The sequence below is a fragment of the Mesorhizobium sp. WSM4904 genome (assembly GCF_029674545.1).
GTDB lineage: Bacteria > Pseudomonadota > Alphaproteobacteria > Rhizobiales > Rhizobiaceae > Mesorhizobium.
In genome coordinates this window covers 4,701,271-4,718,717 of sequence record NZ_CP121354.1, presented here as the reverse complement: position 1 = coordinate 4,718,717, position 17,447 = coordinate 4,701,271, and the positions used below count along the sequence as shown (strand labels likewise).

The 17,447-nt window shown below is 65.5% G+C and carries 8 protein-coding genes; 7 read left to right on the top strand and 1 reads right to left on the bottom strand.

All coding sequences use genetic code 11. The features are described 5' to 3' along the window. The first annotated feature begins 117 nt into the window (after positions 1 to 117). From hutG to QAZ47_RS22660, 6 genes are all read left to right on the top strand, one after another. Positions 118 to 936, top strand: coding sequence for an N-formylglutamate deformylase (hutG, locus tag QAZ47_RS22685; protein WP_278202980.1), 819 nt, complete (start codon positions 118 to 120; stop codon positions 934 to 936). A gap of 37 nt (positions 937 to 973) precedes the next feature. Then, positions 974 to 2,644 carry a urocanate hydratase gene (gene hutU, locus QAZ47_RS22680; protein WP_278230798.1) on the top strand — a complete coding sequence of 557 codons (1,671 nt, stop codon included), beginning with the start codon at positions 974 to 976 and terminating at the stop codon, positions 2,642 to 2,644. Between the two features lie 4 nt (positions 2,645 to 2,648). Beyond that, a complete protein-coding gene (locus QAZ47_RS22675) occupies positions 2,649 to 3,236 on the top strand; it encodes a HutD family protein (protein WP_278230797.1) in 588 nt (195 codons plus the stop codon). Between the two features lie 270 nt (positions 3,237 to 3,506). Then, complete coding sequence (locus QAZ47_RS22670) at positions 3,507 to 12,083, top strand: glucoamylase family protein (protein ID WP_278230796.1); 8,577 nt, start codon at positions 3,507 to 3,509, stop codon at positions 12,081 to 12,083. Between the two features lie 375 nt (positions 12,084 to 12,458). Next, entirely contained in the window at positions 12,459 to 14,228 is a 1,770-nt protein-coding gene (locus QAZ47_RS22665) for a glucan ABC transporter ATP-binding protein/ permease (RefSeq protein WP_278202975.1), read from the top strand. 225 nt (positions 14,229 to 14,453) lie between these two features. Then, positions 14,454 to 15,233, top strand: coding sequence for a heme ABC transporter permease (locus QAZ47_RS22660; protein WP_278230795.1), 780 nt, complete (start codon positions 14,454 to 14,456; stop codon positions 15,231 to 15,233). A 215-nt stretch (positions 15,234 to 15,448) separates the two neighbouring features. Here the strand turns inward: QAZ47_RS22660 and QAZ47_RS22655 are convergent, their stop codons facing one another. Then, the gene (locus tag QAZ47_RS22655; protein ID WP_278230794.1) at positions 15,449 to 16,507 is read right to left on the bottom strand and encodes a D-TA family PLP-dependent enzyme; all 1,059 of its coding nucleotides are present in this window, start codon (positions 16,505 to 16,507) and stop codon (positions 15,449 to 15,451) included. A gap of 204 nt (positions 16,508 to 16,711) precedes the next feature. On the opposite strand from QAZ47_RS22655, the gene QAZ47_RS22650 reads away from it, so the two are divergent. Then, complete coding sequence (locus tag QAZ47_RS22650; RefSeq protein WP_278230793.1) at positions 16,712 to 17,398, top strand: D-lyxose/D-mannose family sugar isomerase; 687 nt, start codon at positions 16,712 to 16,714, stop codon at positions 17,396 to 17,398. The last annotated feature ends 49 nt before the right edge of the window (positions 17,399 to 17,447 follow it).

Below are 17,447 nucleotides of genomic sequence, written 5' to 3'. Positions count from 1 at the left end.
TCTCCAAAGCCGCAGGACCAAGCGAGGCGCCGAAGCCGCCAATCTCCCCCCAAGTGGGGGAGATGTCCGGCAGGACAGAGGGGGGCGTCGTAGAACTCCAGCGCAGGGAGATTTTCTATGACCACCCCTTCCTGGCTCACCATCACGCGCGGCACCGCGCCGCTGCTGGTCTCGATCCCGCACACCGGCATCGACCTTGCCGGGCTCGACAGCCGGCTGGTCTCGACCTGGCTCGGGCGCCGCGACTGCGACTGGTGGATCGACAGGCTCTACGACTTCGCCGCCGACCTCGGTGCGACCGTCGTGCACACCGCCATCTCGCGCACCGTCATCGACGTCAACCGCGATCCTTCCGGCGTCTCGCTCTATCCGGGACAGGCGACGACCACGCTCTGCCCGACAGACACTTTCGATGGTGACCCGCTCTACCGCATGGGCGAGGAGCCGACGCCATCCGAGATCGACCAGCGCCGCGAAACTTATTTCGTACCGTATCATGCCGCCCTGCAGGCCGAGATCGGTCGGCTGCGCGGCATGCACGAAAAGATCGTGCTCTATGACTGCCACTCGATCCGCTCGGTGCTGCCGCGCCTGTTCGAAGGCACGCTGCCCGTCTTCAATCTCGGCACCAATGACGGCAAGAGCACCGATCCGTCGCTGCAGGAAGAGGTGGCCGCGATTCTCGCCGCGACCGGCGAGAGCTGGGTGGTCAACGGCCGCTTCAAGGGTGGCTGGATCACGCGCAGCTTCGGCCAGCCGCAGAACGGCATCCACGCGCTGCAGATGGAACTCTCCAACCGCGGCTACATGCGCGAGCCCAATGAAAAGGGAGCGCCGGAAAACTGGCCGGTGCCTTACGACCCGAGCTACGCCGCGCCGATCCGCGCCACGCTGAAGACCATTCTCGAAACCGCGATTGCCTGGGCCGCGCGCTGACGCGCCCGCCGCACCTCATCGAAAGGGAAGTGACCATATGACCGATCCCCGCCACAACATCCGCGAAGTGCGTGCCCCGCGCGGCGACAAGCTCAACGCCCGCTATTGGACGACCGAGGCGCCGCTGCGCATGCTGATGAACAATCTCGACCCGCAGGTCGCCGAGAACCCGAACGAGCTGGTCGTCTATGGCGGCATCGGCCGGGCGGCGCGCACCTGGAACGATTTCGACCGTATCGCCGCTTCGCTGAAGACGCTCGGCGAGGACGAGACGCTGCTGGTGCAGTCCGGCAAGCCGGTCGGCGTCTTCCGCACCCATAAGGATGCGCCGCGCGTCCTGATCGCCAATTCCAACATCGTGCCGCACTGGGCGACCTGGGAGAAATTCAACGAGCTCGATCGAAAAGGCCTGATGATGTACGGCCAGATGACGGCCGGCTCGTGGATCTATATCGGCACGCAAGGCATCGTTCAGGGCACCTACGAGACTTTTGTCGAGGCCGGCCGCCAGCACTATGGCGGCAATCTCGAGGGCAAGTGGATCCTGACCGCCGGCCTCGGCGGCATGGGCGGCGCTCAGCCTCTGGCGGCCGTCATGGCCGGCGCGTGCTGCCTCGCCATCGAATGCAATCCGGACTCGATCGATTTCCGTTTGCGCACCCGCTATCTCGACGAGAAGGCCGAGACTCTGGATGAGGCCATGGAGATGATCGAGCGCTGGACCAAGGCCGGCGAGGCGAAGTCGGTCGGCCTGCTCGGCAATGCCGCCGAGATCGTGCCGGAAATGTTCAAGCGCGGCATCCGCCCGGATATTCTCACCGACCAGACCTCGGCGCATGATCCCATCAACGGCTATCTGCCCAAAGGATGGACCATGGCCGAATGGCGCGAGAAGCGCACATCCGACCCGAAGGCCGTCGAAAAGGCCGCCCGCGCGTCGATGCGCGAGCATGTCGAGGCGATGGTGGCGTTCTGGAATGCCGGCGTTCCGACGCTCGACTATGGCAACAACATCCGCCAGGTGGCCAAGGATGAAGGTTTCGAGAACGCCTTCGCCTTCCCGGGCTTCGTGCCGGCCTATATCCGCCCGCTGTTCTGCCGCGGCATCGGCCCGTTCCGCTGGGCAGCGCTCTCGGGCGATCCGGAAGATATCTACAAGACCGACGCCAAGGTGCGCGAGCTCACGCCCGGCAACACGCATCTGCACAATTGGCTCGACATGGCACGCCAGCGCATCTCCTTCCAGGGTTTGCCGGCGCGCATCTGCTGGGTCGGCCTCGGCGACCGCCACCGCCTCGGCCTCGCCTTCAACGAGATGGTCGCCAGGGGCGAGCTCAAGGCGCCGGTCGTCATCGGCCGCGACCATCTCGATTCCGGCTCGGTCGCCTCGCCGAACCGCGAGACAGAGTCGATGAAGGACGGCTCGGACGCCGTTTCCGACTGGCCGCTGCTCAACGCGCTGCTCAACACCGCGTCCGGCGCCACCTGGGTGTCGCTGCATCACGGCGGCGGCGTCGGCATGGGCTTTTCGCAGCATGCCGGTATGGTGATCGTGGCCGACGGCACGCCTGACGCGGCAAGGCGGCTGGAACGCGTGCTGTGGAACGACCCGGCGACCGGCGTCATGCGCCATGCCGATGCCGGCTACGACATCGCCATCCAATGCGCGAAAGAGCACCAGCTCAACCTGCCGGGCATCCTGGGCTGACGCGATGCGCATTCTTCGTGCCGCCGGCTACCGCGTCATGCCGTGGAAGAATGGCGGCGGCACGACTACCGAGATTGCCATCTCGCCCGACGGCGCCGGTCTCGACGATTTCGACTGGCGCATCTCGATGGCGCGCGTCGAGACCGGTGGGCCGTTCTCCAGCTTTGTCGGGGTCGATCGCACGCTAGCGGTGCTGGAAGGGGACGGCATCGTGCTCGACATCGCCGGCCTGCCGCCGGCGCGGCTGACGGCAGCTTCGGCGCCGCTTTCCTTTCCGGGCGACGTGCGGACCGGTGCCGCCTTGATCGGCGGCCCGATCACCGATCTCAACGTCATGACCCGGCGCGGGCGCTTCAGTCATGCGGTCGAGCGCTTGCCGCTCCAAGGTCAGGTGGAAATCGTGCCGGGCGACGGCACGACGATTGTTTTGCCGGTTGGCGGCAGCATCAAAGTCCCGATGGATAGCGTCTCGTTATTAGGACCGCTCGATGCGCTCATCCTCGCTCGGACGAGCCCGAAGCTGCGCCTCGAGCCCGAAGGGCAGGGGCAGGTCTTCGTCATCAGGTTCCTCGGTCTGGCCGCTAACGGTTAACGGCTGTTGCCAAACATGATCGCGGCGTCGGCGAAATATCGCCCGGCCCCTTGCATGTATCACGAAAAAGCCTGAATCCTTCCCCTGATCGAACCTGGGGCAAGGAAGCGTGGGGCGTTCGCCCTTGAGTTGTCGAAAGGGGACGCCCCTGTCATGGAGCGCAAGAAAACTTTCGGCCGAACCTGACATGCAACCAATTGCATTTGAACCGGTTTTAGGGCCATTGCCGTGGCGGTGACGCCGCATCGCGCCCGCCTTACGGAATAATCAATGAACATTCAGACGAACCCCACCAAGATCGAACAGACAAGCACCGGCCTCCCGACCGTCACGGAAGCGCCGATACGCTCCAATTTCCTGCCTGAAGACCGGCTGCGCGTGCTTGGTGCCGCGCTGGCCAAGGGCGAGGTCAGGGACCTGTTCGGGCTCTCGCCGTTCGAATTCCAGGCCCGCATCCGCGACAGCGCCAGGAAGATTCTCGAAGTCTACCGCTCGACCAATGCCGCCCAGGCCAAGGGCGAGACGATCACGCCGGCGGCGCAATGGCTGCTCGACAACAATTATCTGGTCGAGGAGACCATCTTTCAGGTCAAGCGCGACCTGCCGCGCCGTTTCTACCGCCAGTTGCCGACGCTCAAGCTTGCCGACGGCACCGCGTTGCCGCGCGCCTTCGCCGTCGCCTGGAGCTATGTCGAGCATTCCGACAGCGCGGTCTCGGCGACCATGTTCAAGGCGATCGTCGAGGGCTTCCAGTCGGTCGAGCCGCTGAAGATCGGCGAGCTCTGGGCGCTGCCGTCGCTGCTGCGCTTCGTGCTGATCGAAAACCTGCGCCGTATCGCGGTGCGGGTCGAGCGCACACGTAAGATGCGCCATATAGCCAACGAGGTCGCCGATCGCGTGCTCGCGACCGACGACAATGCCGATCGGACCAGGATCCTGTCGACCTACGCCGCGCATGCGCAGGACACGACTTTCGCCACCCAGCTCCTCTACCGCCTGCGCGACGGCTCGCAGAACGCCGGCCGGGCGCTGGAATGGCTCGAGGGTGAACTGGAGAAGACGGGCTCAGACGCCGAGGAGATCATCATCTCCGAGCATCAGACGCTCTCCAGCGGCAACGTCACCACCGGCAACATCATCCGCGGCCTGCGCCTCATCAACGACGTCGACTGGACGGTCTGGTTCGAAGGCGTCAGCCGTATCGACACGCTGCTGCGCGAACGCACCGATTTCGCCGCGCTCGATTTCTTCTCGCGCGACCAGTACCGCACCGCGATCGAGCAGCTTGCGCGCCGCTCCGACCTCTCCGAATACCGTGTCGCCGAAAAGGCGATCGAGCTTGCGGGCCACACCCCTGGGGTCACCGATGCGTCCGGCGTGCCTGAGACTGCCGATCCCGCTGTGCATACCGATGTCGGCTTTTTCCTGGTCGGGCCGCGTCGGCAGGAGCTGGAAGAGGCGATCGGCTACCGGGCTCCGTTCTATGTGACCTTCAAGCGGGCCTTCGCGGCCACCGGCTGGCTTGGCATTGTCGTGCCGGTTTTCCTTTTGACAGCGCTGCTGCTCCTCCTTTCGGGCAAGGCGCTTGCCAATCTCGGCCTCTCCGTGCCGTCGATCACGCTGATGCTGGCGCTGTTTGCCGTGCCCGCCAGCGAAGGCGCGCTGGCCTTCTTCAACACCGTCGTCTCGCTGTTCCTGAAGCCGACAAGGCTTGTCGGCTATGACTTCAAGCACGGCATCCCTGCCGAGGCGCGCACCCTGGTCGTGGTGCCCTCGCTGATCGGCTCGCGCGACGACGTCGAGGAAAACATCCGCAACATCGAGGTGCATCACCTCGCCAACACGGCGGAAGAAATCCATTTCGCGCTCTTGTCCGACTGGCCGGATTCCAAGACCGAGATCGACGCAGCCGACATCGAGATCCTGCAATATGCCCGCGACGAGATCGCCAGGCTGAACGCCCGCTACCCGTCCGAAGGCGCGCCGCGCTTCTACCTCCTGCACCGCCGCCGCCTCTACAATCAGGCGCAAGGCTGCTGGATGGGCTGGGAGCGCAAGCGCGGCAAGCTGCACGAGCTCAACCTGCTGCTGCGCGGCGACAGCGACACCACCTTCCTGCCGCTCGACGTGCCGCTGCCGGAAAAGGTCACCTATGTGATGACGCTCGACGCCGACACGCGCACCACGCGCGACGCGGTCTCGACGCTGGTCGGCAAGCTCGCGCATCCGCTGAACCGTCCGCATTTCGACCCGGCCAAGCGCGTCGTCACCGCCGGCTACACCATCCTGCAGCCGCGCATCACCGCCTCGCTGACCAGCGGCGACGACGCCTCCTTCTTCCAGCGCGTCTTCTCGGCCAATCGCGGCCTCGACCCATACGTCTTCGCCGTCTCCGACGTCTACCAGGACGTCTTCGGCGACGGCTCCTTCACCGGCAAGGGCCTCTACCATATCGATGCCTTCGAGACGGCGCTGAAGAACCGTATCGAGGAAAACACCATCCTCAGCCACGATCTGCTCGAAGGCGCACTGGCGCGCGCCGCGCTCGTCACCGACGTCGAGCTGGTCGAGGACTATCCGACCCGCTACTCCGTCGACGCTTCGCGCCACCACCGCTGGGCGCGCGGCGACTGGCAATTGCTCGGCTTCATGTTCGACCCGCGCTCCGGCGTGCCCGCGCTGTCGCGCTGGAAGATGGTCGATAACCTCCGCCGCTCGCTCACCCCGATCTTCTGGGTGATGGCCTGCGTCGCCGGCTGGACGCTGCTGCCCTTTACCCAGGCCGCGCAGTGGCAGGCGCTGTTGATCCTCAGCCTGTTCATGGCCCCTACCTTCGACATCGTGAACGGCATCCTGCCGAAGAGCGGCGACCAGACGCCGCGCGGCCACTTCTCGGCGCTAGCGCGCGACACCGTCTTCGGCACGGCGCTGGTGGCGCTGAAGGTGCTGCTGATGGCGCATCTTGCCTGGATGATGGGCGACGCCATCATCCGCACGCTCTACCGGCTCTTCGTCAGCCGCCAGAACCTCCTAGAGTGGCGCACCGCCTCGCAGGCGCATAAGAGCGGCGGCAGCGATCTGGGTGCCTATTACAGCATGATGTACGGCGCCGTGATCATCGGCGTCATCGGCCTCGCCATTCCGGTGCTTGCCGATTCCACCGGCGCGTTCGTCGCCTTCTTTTTCGCCATTTTCTGGATAGGCTCGCCGGCGGTTGCCTGCTGGATCAGCCGCTCCGCCGAGACCGAGGACCGGCTGCGCATTTCGGCGTCCGACATCCATGCGCTGCGCACCGTGGCGCGCCGCACCTGGCATTATTTCGAGACCTTCGTGACGGCGGAGCATCATCATCTGCCGCCCGACAATTTCCAGGAAAGCCCGGCGCCGGTGGTGGCGCCGCGCACCTCGCCGACCAATATCGGCGTCTATCTGCTCTCGGTGGTGTCGGCGCGCGACTTCGGCTGGATCAGCCTGTCCGACGCCATCACCCGCATCGACGCCACGATGACGACCATCGAGAACATGCCGCGCGATCGCGGGCATCTCTACAACTGGTACGACACGACGACGCTGAAGCCGCTTTATCCGCTCTATATCTCGGCGGTCGACAGCGGCAACCTTGCCGGCCATCTGGTCGCGGTGGCCGCGGCCTGCGCCGAATGGGCCGAGGCGCCGTCCGTCCACCTGCAGGGCGATTTCGAGGGCATCCTCGACACCGTCACCATCCTCGACGAGAGCCTGGAGGAACTGCCCGACGACCGCCGGCAGCTGAGGCCGCTGCGCCAGCGTCTCGCCGATCGGCTCGACGGCATGCGCCGCGCGGTGATGACCATCAAGGCGCAGCCCGAGATGGCCTCGATCCGCACCATCAATCTCGCCGTGCTCGCCGGCGAGATCCGCAAGCTCGCCACTGCGATCCACACCGAGGCCGCGTCGCCGAAGAGCGACGTCATCGCCGACTGGGCGGCAAGGCTGGAGGCGACCTGCGAGGCGCATGTGCACGATTCGCACAATGACGAAAGCGCGGTCTCGGCGCTGCGCACCAAGCTGCTCGCGCTGCGCGGACGCTGCCGCCGCTACGCCTTCGAGATGGATTTCTCCTTCCTGATGCGGCAGGAGCGCAAGCTTCTGTCGATCGGCTACCGTGTCGAGGAGCACCAGCTCGACGAGAGCTGCTACGACCTGCTCGCCTCCGAGGCGCGGCTGACCAGCCTGTTCGCCATCGCCAAGGGCGACCTGCCGACGGAACACTGGTTCCGGCTCGGCCGGCCGATCGTCGAGATCGGCTTCAAAGGCGCGCTGATGTCCTGGTCGGGCTCGATGTTCGAGTACCTGATGCCGCCGCTGGTGATGAAGGAGCCGCACGGCTCCATCCTCAACCAGACCAGCAAGCTCATCATCAAGCGCCAGATCCAGTATGCGCGCTCGAAGAATGTGCCCTGGGGCATCTCGGAAGCGGCCTACAACGCCCGCGACCGCGAGCTCACCTACCAGTACACCAATTTCGGCGTGCCAGGGCTCGGCCTGAAGCGCGGCCTCGGCCAGAACACCGTGATCGCTCCTTACGCCACCATCCTGGCGGCGCAGTTCAACCCGCGCGAGGCGGTGCAGAACCTGATGCGGCTGCGCGCGATCGGCGCCATGGGCCGCCACGGCTACTACGACGCGGTCGATTTCACGCCGCAGCGCGTGCCGGAAGGCACCGATCATGCTGTCGTCCAGAACTACATGGCGCACCATTCCGGCATGTCGATCGCCGCCGTGGCGGATGCCATCTTCGAGGGCCGGCTGCGCGAGCGCTTCCACAGCGATCCGGTGATCGAATCGGCCGAGCTGCTCCTGCAGGAGAAGGCGCCGCGCGACATCCCGGCCGCCACCGTCAGGACCGAGGCAGACGAGCGCGCCAAGGACGAGACTGAGACCGAGAGCCCGGACACCCGCATCATCCTCGATCCGGTCAAGGCGCTGCGCGCGACCAGCGTCATGTCCAATGGCCGCTACTCGGTCATGGTCACCGCAACCGGTTCCGGCTACAGCCGCTTCGGCGAGCTTGCCGTCACCCGCTGGCAGCCGGACCCGAGCGAGGATCGCCTCGGCTCCTACATCTTCCTGCGCGACACCGCGACCGGCGACTGGTGGTCGGCCACCGCCGAGCCCAAGCGGGCTGAGAACGAGCGCGTCCAGACGCTATTTGCCGACGACAAGGCGAGCTTCACCAAGTCGGTTGGGTCTCTGCGCTCAGAAGTCGAATGCATCGTCATTTCCGAAGGCAACGGCGAAGGCCGTCGCATCACGATTTATAATGACGGTCCAACCGACCGGCATATCGAGGTGACGTCCTTCGCCGAACTGGTGCTGGGCAACGAAGCCTCGGACAACGCCCATCCGGCGTTCTCGAAGATGTTCGTCGAGACCGAGATCGCGCCGAACAACGGCGCCATCTTCGCCACCAGGCGCAAGCGCGAGAAGAGCGAGCCCGACCTCACCATGGTGCATTTCGTCACCGACCCGTCGGGTCCGTCGCGCGATGCCGAGGCCGAAACCGACCGGCGCGCCTTCATCGGCCGCGGCCGTACCATCGCCAACGCCGTCGCCTTCGATCCAGGCGTCAGGCTCGGCGGCGGCCAAGGTTTCACGCTCGATCCGGTCGCGGCTTTGCGCCGCCAGGTGCGCGTGCCGGCGAACAAGAAGATCTCGCTGACCTTCTGGACCGTCGTCGGCGCCAATCGCGGCGAGCTCGACGAGGCGATCGGCCGCCTCGACCATCAGGAGAGCTTCGCTCGCCAGGCGATGCTCGCCTGGACGCGCAGCCAGGTGCAGACGCGCCATCTCGGCCTCAGCCTGACCGATGCCGCCAACGTGCAGAAGCTGGCGCGTTACCTCATCTATCCCGATCCGTTCCTGCGCTTGCCGGCCGAATCCATCGCCTCGGGCCTCGGTCGCCAGTCGAGCCTTTGGCCGACCAGCATCTCGGGCGACTTCCCGATTTTCCTGGTGCGCATCGGTGACGTCGCCGACCTCGAGATCGTCGCCCAGGCGCTGCGCTTCCAGGAATACATGCGCGCCCGCGGCATGATGATCGACTTCGTCGTCGTCAACGAGCAGGCGTCTTCCTATGTGCAGGACCTGCAGCGCGCGGTGGAGACGCTGTGCGAGAACAGCCGCCTGCGCGGACGCGAGCTTGGACCTCGCCAGCACATCTTCGCGGTGCGCCGCGATCTGATGGACGAGCCGACCTACAAGACCCTGCTGTCGGTCGCGCGCGTCGCGCTCCACACCCGCAACGGCACCATCTTCGACCAGCTCGAGCGGGCCGAGACGGCGGCATTGCAGGCTCGCGACGCCTTGCTGCAGGCGGAAGGCGCTCCGGCCCGCCAGCCGTCGCCGCCTTTGCCTGAGCCGGCGCCGGCAAGCCAGGGCGCCGATATCGCCGCCGACGGCACCGGCCTCAGCCTCTGGAACGGCTTCGGCGGCTTCGACGGCGACGGCCGCCACTATGTGACGCGGCTGACTGGGCGCCGCACGACGCCGCAGCCCTGGATCAACGTCATCTCCAACGCTTCCTTCGGCTTCCATGTTTCGGCCGAAGGCGCGGGCTTCACCTGGAGCCGCAACAGCCGCGACTATCAGCTGACGCCGTGGTCGAACGATCCGGTGTCGAACCGGCCGGGCGAGGGCTTCTATATCCACGATCAGTTGAGCGGCAAGGCGTTCTCGCCGATGGCCGCGGTGGTGCGCGACCCTTCGATGATCTACGAGACCTGGCACGGCCAGGGCTTCTCCACCTTCCGCTCGAAGCGCGGGCCGCTGTCGATGGACCTGACGCAGGTGGTCGACCCGGTGGATCCGGTGAAGATCACCCGGCTGCGCATCCAGAACACCGGTTCGGCACCAGCAAGGCTGCGCGTCTATGCCTTTGCCGAGTGGGTGCTCGGCGGCCATCGCTCGCGCACGGCGGCGACCATCGTGCCGACGCGGGACGCGGCGACCGGCGCCATGCTGGCCCAGAACCCCTATGGGCTCGACTTCGGCGAGCGGGTGGCCTTCCTTGCCGCGACGGCGCCGGTCCATTCGGTGACCGCCGACCGCGCAGAGTTTATCGGCAGGCACGGCACGACCGAATATCCGCAGGCCGTGCTTGGCGGAGTCGGCTTGTCCGGCCGGGTCGAGGCGGGCGACGATCCGTGCGCGGTGATCGCCAGCGACATCGACATCCCGGCCAGCGGCGACGTGACGCTATTCTGGCTGCTCGGCGATGCGGCGACCGCCGCCGAGGCGAGCGCCTTGGTCCAAACCCATCGCGGCAAGGATTTCGACCAGCGTCTGGCCGACAACGAACGCGTCTGGCGCGGCTTCCTCGACACTATTCAGGTCGAGACGCCGGACAAGGCGCTCAACGCCATGGTCAACCACTGGCTGCCCTACCAGAGCCTGGCCTGCCGCATCCGCGCGCGCTCGGCCTTCTACCAGGCGAGCGGAGCCTTCGGCTTCCGCGACCAGCTGCAGGACACGCTGGCCTTGCTGGCGCACGATCCGAAGCTGGCGCGCGACCAGATCCTCAATGCCGCTCGCCGGCAGTTTCCGGAAGGCGACGTGCAGCACTGGTGGCTGCCGCGCACCGATGCCGGCGTGCGCACCATGATCTCCGACGACGTGGTTTGGCTGGCGCACGCCACCGCCCGCTACGTCGAGGTGACGGGCGATTCTGCGATCCTCAAGGAGCAGATCCCCTTCATCGACGGGCAGGAGCTCGGCGAGGGCGAGCACGACGCCTTCTTCACGCCCGAGATCACCAAGACCACCGCCTCGCTCTACGACCACTGCGCAAGGGCGCTCGATCTCGCCATCAAGCGCAGCAGCCCGGCCGGCCTGCCGCTGATCCTCGGCGGTGACTGGAACGACGGCATGAACCGTGTCGGCGAGGGCGGCAAGGGCGAGAGCGTGTGGCTGGGCTGGTTCCTCTTGAAGACGCTGGGCGATTTCGCCCCCGTCGCCAAGGGGCAGGGTGACGGCAAGCGCGCCCAGGCCTGGACGAAGCACGCGGACCTCCTGAAGCGGGCGCTGGAGAGCACGGCCTGGGACGGCCAGTGGTATCGGCGCGGCAGCTTCGACGACGGCACGCCGCTCGGCTCTCACAACTCGGACGAGTGCAAGATCGACTCCATCGCCCAGTCCTGGAGCGTGCTTTCGGGCGAGGGGGATCCGGCGCGATCGACCACGGCCATGGAACAGGCGACGAAGATGCTCGTCGATGACGAGCTCAAGATCGTCAAGCTATTCACGCCGCCCTTCTCGAACAGCCACAACGATCCCGGCTACATCAAGAGCTATCCGCCGGGCGTGCGCGAGAATGGCGGCCAATACACGCACGCCGCGACCTGGTTCGTCATCGCGCTGGCCGAGATGGGGCGCACCGACGAGGCCTATCGCTGCTTCTCGATGCTGAACCCGGTCAACCATGCATCGGACGAAGCGGCGGCCGAGCACTACCGCGTCGAGCCCTACGTGGTGGCGGCCGATATCTACGCCGGCGAAGGAAAAGGCGGCCGCGGCGGCTGGACCTGGTACACGGGCTCGGCCGGCTGGCTTTATCGCGCCGCGGTGGAGGGCATCCTGGGCATCGAGCGGCGCGGCAAGCAGATCACGTTTAGGCCGAAGCTGCCTGGACACTGGGATGGCTACGCCGCCACGCTCAAGATGTTCGATGGCGAAATCAAGGTTCGCGTCACCCGCGACAAAAAGACCAAGTCGATCTCGCTCGAAGTCAATGGTTCGAAGACGAAATCGGGATCTTTCGAGCCGAAGGCCGGCGAGAAGACCGAGGTCGTCGTCAAGATACCTGCGTAAAATCAACGGCTTGGCTGACAGGCCGCGCATCCTCTGGGATGCGCGGCCAAGCTCGGCGTTTTACTTGGCGATGATCCTGCGCCGCGTGTCCCGGGCTCCTTTAGAACCGGCTAAGCAAGCGCCTTGTGATTAAAAATGTGGCAGTGCGGGGCACGTGCCATTATTTTGCCGCAAGGCTCACATTTCACCTTTTATCTCAAACCGTTAGGTGATCACGCCAGATTTCGCACCGTCGTCATCTTTTGTTCGCTAAATGGGAACGGAAGCGATAGACGGGCATTGTTTTGCGACGCGTTAACCGGTACGTGTCAAAAAATGGTGCAGTGCACAAAACCGGGATTGAGCACGACTAAAGAGTTTGGCGGAGTAGCTGAAGTGACACTTCTGCAGATCTACTTGAGAGCGCTGGGTTATCTGGCAGCCGACAAGAAGCGCGTCGCGGTCATCTGCGGCGCCAACATCGCTCTTGCCATGATCGCCATCGTCGAGCCGATCCTGTTCGGCCGGGTGATCGACGCCATCTCGAGCCACGGCTCGGTGTTCTCCACGCTTGCCGTCTGGGCTGCGCTTGGCGCCTTCAACATCGTCGCCTTCGTGCTCGTGGCGCGCGGCGCCGACCGTTTTGCCCATGCCCGCCGTTCGGAAGTGCTCTGCGAGTCCTTCGAGCGCGTCATCACCATGCCGCTCGCCTGGCACCACCAGCGCGGCACCTCCAATTCGCTACACACGCTGCTGCGCGCCGTCGAGACGCTGTTCAGCCTTTGGCTCGAATTCATGCGTCAGCATCTGTCGACGGCCGTCGCGCTGGCATTGCTGATCCCGACCGCGCTTTCCATGGACATCCGCATGTCGATGGTGCTGCTCGGCCTCGGCGCGCTTTATCTCGGCATCGGCCGGCTCGTCATGCGCCGCACCAAGGCGGGGCAGGCGGCCGTCGAGCGCCACTATCACACCGTGTTCGCCCATGTGACCGACTCCGTCAGCAACGTCGCCGTGCTGCAGAGCTACAACCGCATCGGCCACGAGACCGCGACGCTGAAGCGCTACGTCAAAAATCTGCTCGACGCGCAGAACCCCGTGCTCGACTGGTGGGCGGTCGCCAATGCGCTGCATCGGCTGTCCTCGACCATCTCGATGATGATCGTGCTCCTGATCGGCGCCTATCTGGTCACCCACGGCCAGCTGCGCGTCGGCGACGTGATCGCTTTCACCGGCTTCGCCACGCTTTTGATCGCCCGCCTCGACCAGATGTCGGCCTTCGCCAACCAGATATCGGAGGCGCGCGCCAAGCTCGAGGACTTCTATCGCCTCGAGGACTCAGCCGCCGACGCCGCCGAGCCCGATGGCCTGCGCGAGCTTACCAACGTCACCGGCCATGTGCGCTTCGAGAACGTCAGCTTCGAGTTCGCCAACTCGGGCCACGGCATCGAGGACGTGTCCTTCGAGGTTCCGGCCGGCAAGACGGTCGCCATCGTCGGCCCGACCGGCGCCGGCAAGACGACGCTCATCAACCTTCTGCAGCGCGTCTTCACGCCGGCCAGCGGCCGCATCCTGATCGACGGCATCGACACCCGCACGGTGACCCGCAAGTCGCTGCGCCACTCGATCGCCACCGTCTTCCAGGACGCCGGCCTGCTCAACCGCTCGATCGAGGACAACATCCGTGTCGGCCGCGCCGATGCGAGCAATGACGAGGTCCACGCCGCAGCCAATGCCGCCGCCGCGCAGGACTTCATCTTGTCGAAGAGCGGCGGCTACGACACCGTGGTCGGCGAGCGCGGCGGCCAGTTGTCGGGCGGCGAGCGCCAGCGCATCGCCATTGCCCGCGCGGTGCTGAAGGATGCGCCGATCCTGGTGCTCGACGAGGCGACCAGCGCGCTCGACGTCGAGACTGAGGACCGCGTCAAGGAAGCGATCGACGAGCTGCGCCGCGACCGCACCACCTTCATCATCGCCCACCGCCTCACCACCGTGCGCGACGCCGACCTGGTCGTTTTCATGGACAAGGGCAAGGTGGTCGAATACGGCGGCTTCACCGAGCTGTCGCTGCGCAACGGCCGCTTCGCAGCCCTGCTGCGCGCCGGCGGCCTGCTCAACGACGAGGAAGTCCGTCGCCTCAGCCGTCCGGTAACCGAAGCGGCGTAAGGCACAGCACTTTTCCTTCTCCCCTTGTGGGAGAAGGTGTCGCCGAAGGCGACGGATGAGGGGTGCTCCAGCTTGGCAAGAACTTTGCCAACACCCAATGCCTCATTCCTTCCAATATCCGTCTCGGCGCTGCGCGCCGATCCACCTTCTCCCGCAAGGGGAGAAGGAAAGGCTGCGACAACCGTCCAATTGCCCCAAACTTCACGCCGGTCTATTTAGGTCGGCATGAGCGACACCACTTCACGCCTCGCCGGCTGGATCGACCTCGCCAACCCGACGCGCTTCGTCGGGCTGGCCGACAAGGTCATTCCGTGGCTGGCGGCGATTGCCGCCATCCTGCTCGGCGTCGGCCTCTATATGAGCTTCACCGCGCCGGAAGATTTCCAGCAGGGGATCACCGTGCGCATCATGTATATCCACGTGCCTTTCGCCTGGCTCGCCATGATGTGCTACACGATCATGGCGATCTCGGCGCTCGGCACGCTGGTCTGGCGCCATCCGCTGGCCGACGTGGCGCTGAAATCGGCGGCTCCGATCGGCGCCGTCTTCACGGCGCTGGCGCTGATCACCGGCTCGATCTGGGGCAAGCCGATGTGGGGCACCTGGTGGGTATGGGACGCGCGGCTGACCTCGGTCTTCGTGCTTTTTCTGATGTATCTCGGCATCATCGCGCTGACCCGCGCGCTGGATGACGCCGGCCGCGCCGCCTGGGCCGCCGCCATCATCACGCTGGTCGGCTTCATCAACATCCCGATCATCAAATTCTCGGTCGACTGGTGGAACACGCTGCACCAGCCGGCCTCCGTCTTCCGCCTCGGCGGCCCGACCATCGATCCTTCGATGCTGTGGCCTTTAGCCGTCATGGCGCTCGGATTCACTGTTTTGTTCTTTGCGTTGCACCTGATGGCGATCCGCACGGAGATTTTCAGGCGGCGCGTGAGTGCGATGCGGAGAGTGGCGGCAAGGCAGGCGGAACGGGCTCCCCCTTCTCCCCTTGTGGGGTGAGAAGCGGTCCGCGTAGCGGACGAAAAGCCAATTGCTTGGCTTTTCGAGCTTCGAACGCCCTGAGCCAGCGAAGGGCCGGGTGATGGCCGCGAAGCGGCCGGATGAGGGTGTTCCAGGGAACGCCAGCGTCTCACTCCGCTGGAGCACCCCTCATCCGTCTCGGCGCTGCGCGCCGATCCACCTTCTCCCACAAGGGGAGAAGGTAAAGGCGCTCCTCACCCCATCTTCCCCCGCGCCGCCACCGGCAGCGTTTCCAGCACCTTGTCGCCGTCGATCAGGTGCACCTGGTCGAACAGGTTCGTCACCACGCAGCAATGATCGGGCACGACGCGCACGCGCTCGCCGATGCGCAAGGCAGCGCCATCGGAAAGCGTGACGTTGCCGTGCTCTTCGCTGAGGCCGGTCAGCCGCGCGCCGGGCATCCCGAGGAGCTCGCCGAAATCGGGCAGCCCCAGTGTGTCGGAGGACAGCGCCTTGCTGCCGCTGTCCAGGATAGCGCGGGTCGGCGTCGGGTGGCTGATCACGGTGGCGAGCACCGTCAGCGCGCAATCGTCGAGCGTACCGACGCCTTTGGCGACCTGGTAGCGGTCGAGATAGATGTAGGTGCCGGGCCTGTATTCGGTGACGACGCTGTCCTCGCCCGAGCGCCACATGTCCGGCGTGCCGCCGCTGGAGATGCGCCGGCATTCGAGCCCGGCCGAGGCGAGCATCTCGCGCGCGTTCCTCAGCCAGGCCTCCGCTTCGGCGGCGCGGCCGGCGGCCGGGTAGGTCATCAGCCCGCCGAATGCGAGGCCCTTGGCCTGGTCGATCATTTTCGCCAGCGCCAGCGATTCGGCCGGGCTCTGCACGCCGCAGCGCCCCATGCCGGTGTCGCACTCGACCAGCACCGGCAGCGGATGGCCGGCATCGGTGAAGGTCGCGGCGAGCCCCTCCAGCGTCTCATGGCTGTCTGCCGTCACCGAAAGCGTGACTCGGCCATGCAATGCCTTCAGCCGCTCCAGCTTGGCGCGGCCGAGGATGTTGTAGGGGAGGAAAATATCGGTGAGCCCGGCATCGGCCATCACCTCGGCCTCGCCGATCTTCTGGCAGGTGATGCCGACGGCGCCGGCCGCGACCTGCTTCTTCGCCCAGTAAGGCAGCTTGTGCGTCTTGATATGCGGCCGGAGCTTCAGCCCGTGGCTGTCGGCATGCGCCTGCGCGTTTTTGATGTTGGCTTCGGCGCGGGCCGCGTCGATCAGGATCGCCGGCGTGTCGAGGTCGTCTATGCTTGGCATGAAATCACCATTCAAAAGCATGTCTCCCGAAAGTGGAGCGGTTTCGGGACAAAGACATGCGCAATCAAAAGACCGGTTGGGTTTATGGTCCCGATCCGGCCGATTGTCACCGGGCCAGAGCCGTCAGTTTGCGTCGACAGCGGACCGGCATTGGGCTATTCGGATTGGCAGATTTCAGCAGGCGGCGGCCGGAGGAAAAGACCCATGAAACGCTCGATCATCAACGACATTATCCGCGACGCCGACGCCTTCATCCGCTCGTTCGGCTACATCATGCCGCCCTTCGCCTACTGGAGCCCGGAAGAGATGAAGGCGCACAAGGCGGACTCCGCGGCCATCTTCAGCTCGCGTCTCGGCTGGGACATCACCGACTATGGCCAGGAGAAGTTCGACGAGCTGGGCCTCTTTCTGTTCACCGTGCGCAACGGCCGCTACGCGGACATGAAGCTCGGCATGGGCATGCTGTATGCCGAAAAAATCATGATCTCGCGCAAGGACCAGCTGTCGCCGATGCACCGCCACAACATCAAGGCCGAGGACATCATCAACCGCGGCGGCGGCAAGCTGGTGCTGGAACTGTTCATGCACGACCGCGACGGCGGCATCGATCCGAAAGCCGAAGTGTCGGTGCCGGTAGACGGCACCATCACCAGATTGCCGGCGGGCGGGCTCCTGAAGCTCGACCCGGGCCAGAGCGTCACACTGCTGCCCGGCGTCTGGCACGCCTTCTGGGCCGAAGGCAAGGACGTGCTGATCGGCGAGGTCTCGACCGTCAATGACGATCTCACCGACAACGTCTTCCGCGATCCTATCGGCCGCTTCTCCAATGTCGAGGAGGATGTGGCGCCGCTGCACCTGCTGGTGTCCGACTATGAGAAGTGGGTGGGGTAGGCGGAAGCCGCCCGGCGCGTAGCCTTATTTCGTAGGCTGGCGCCGCCCC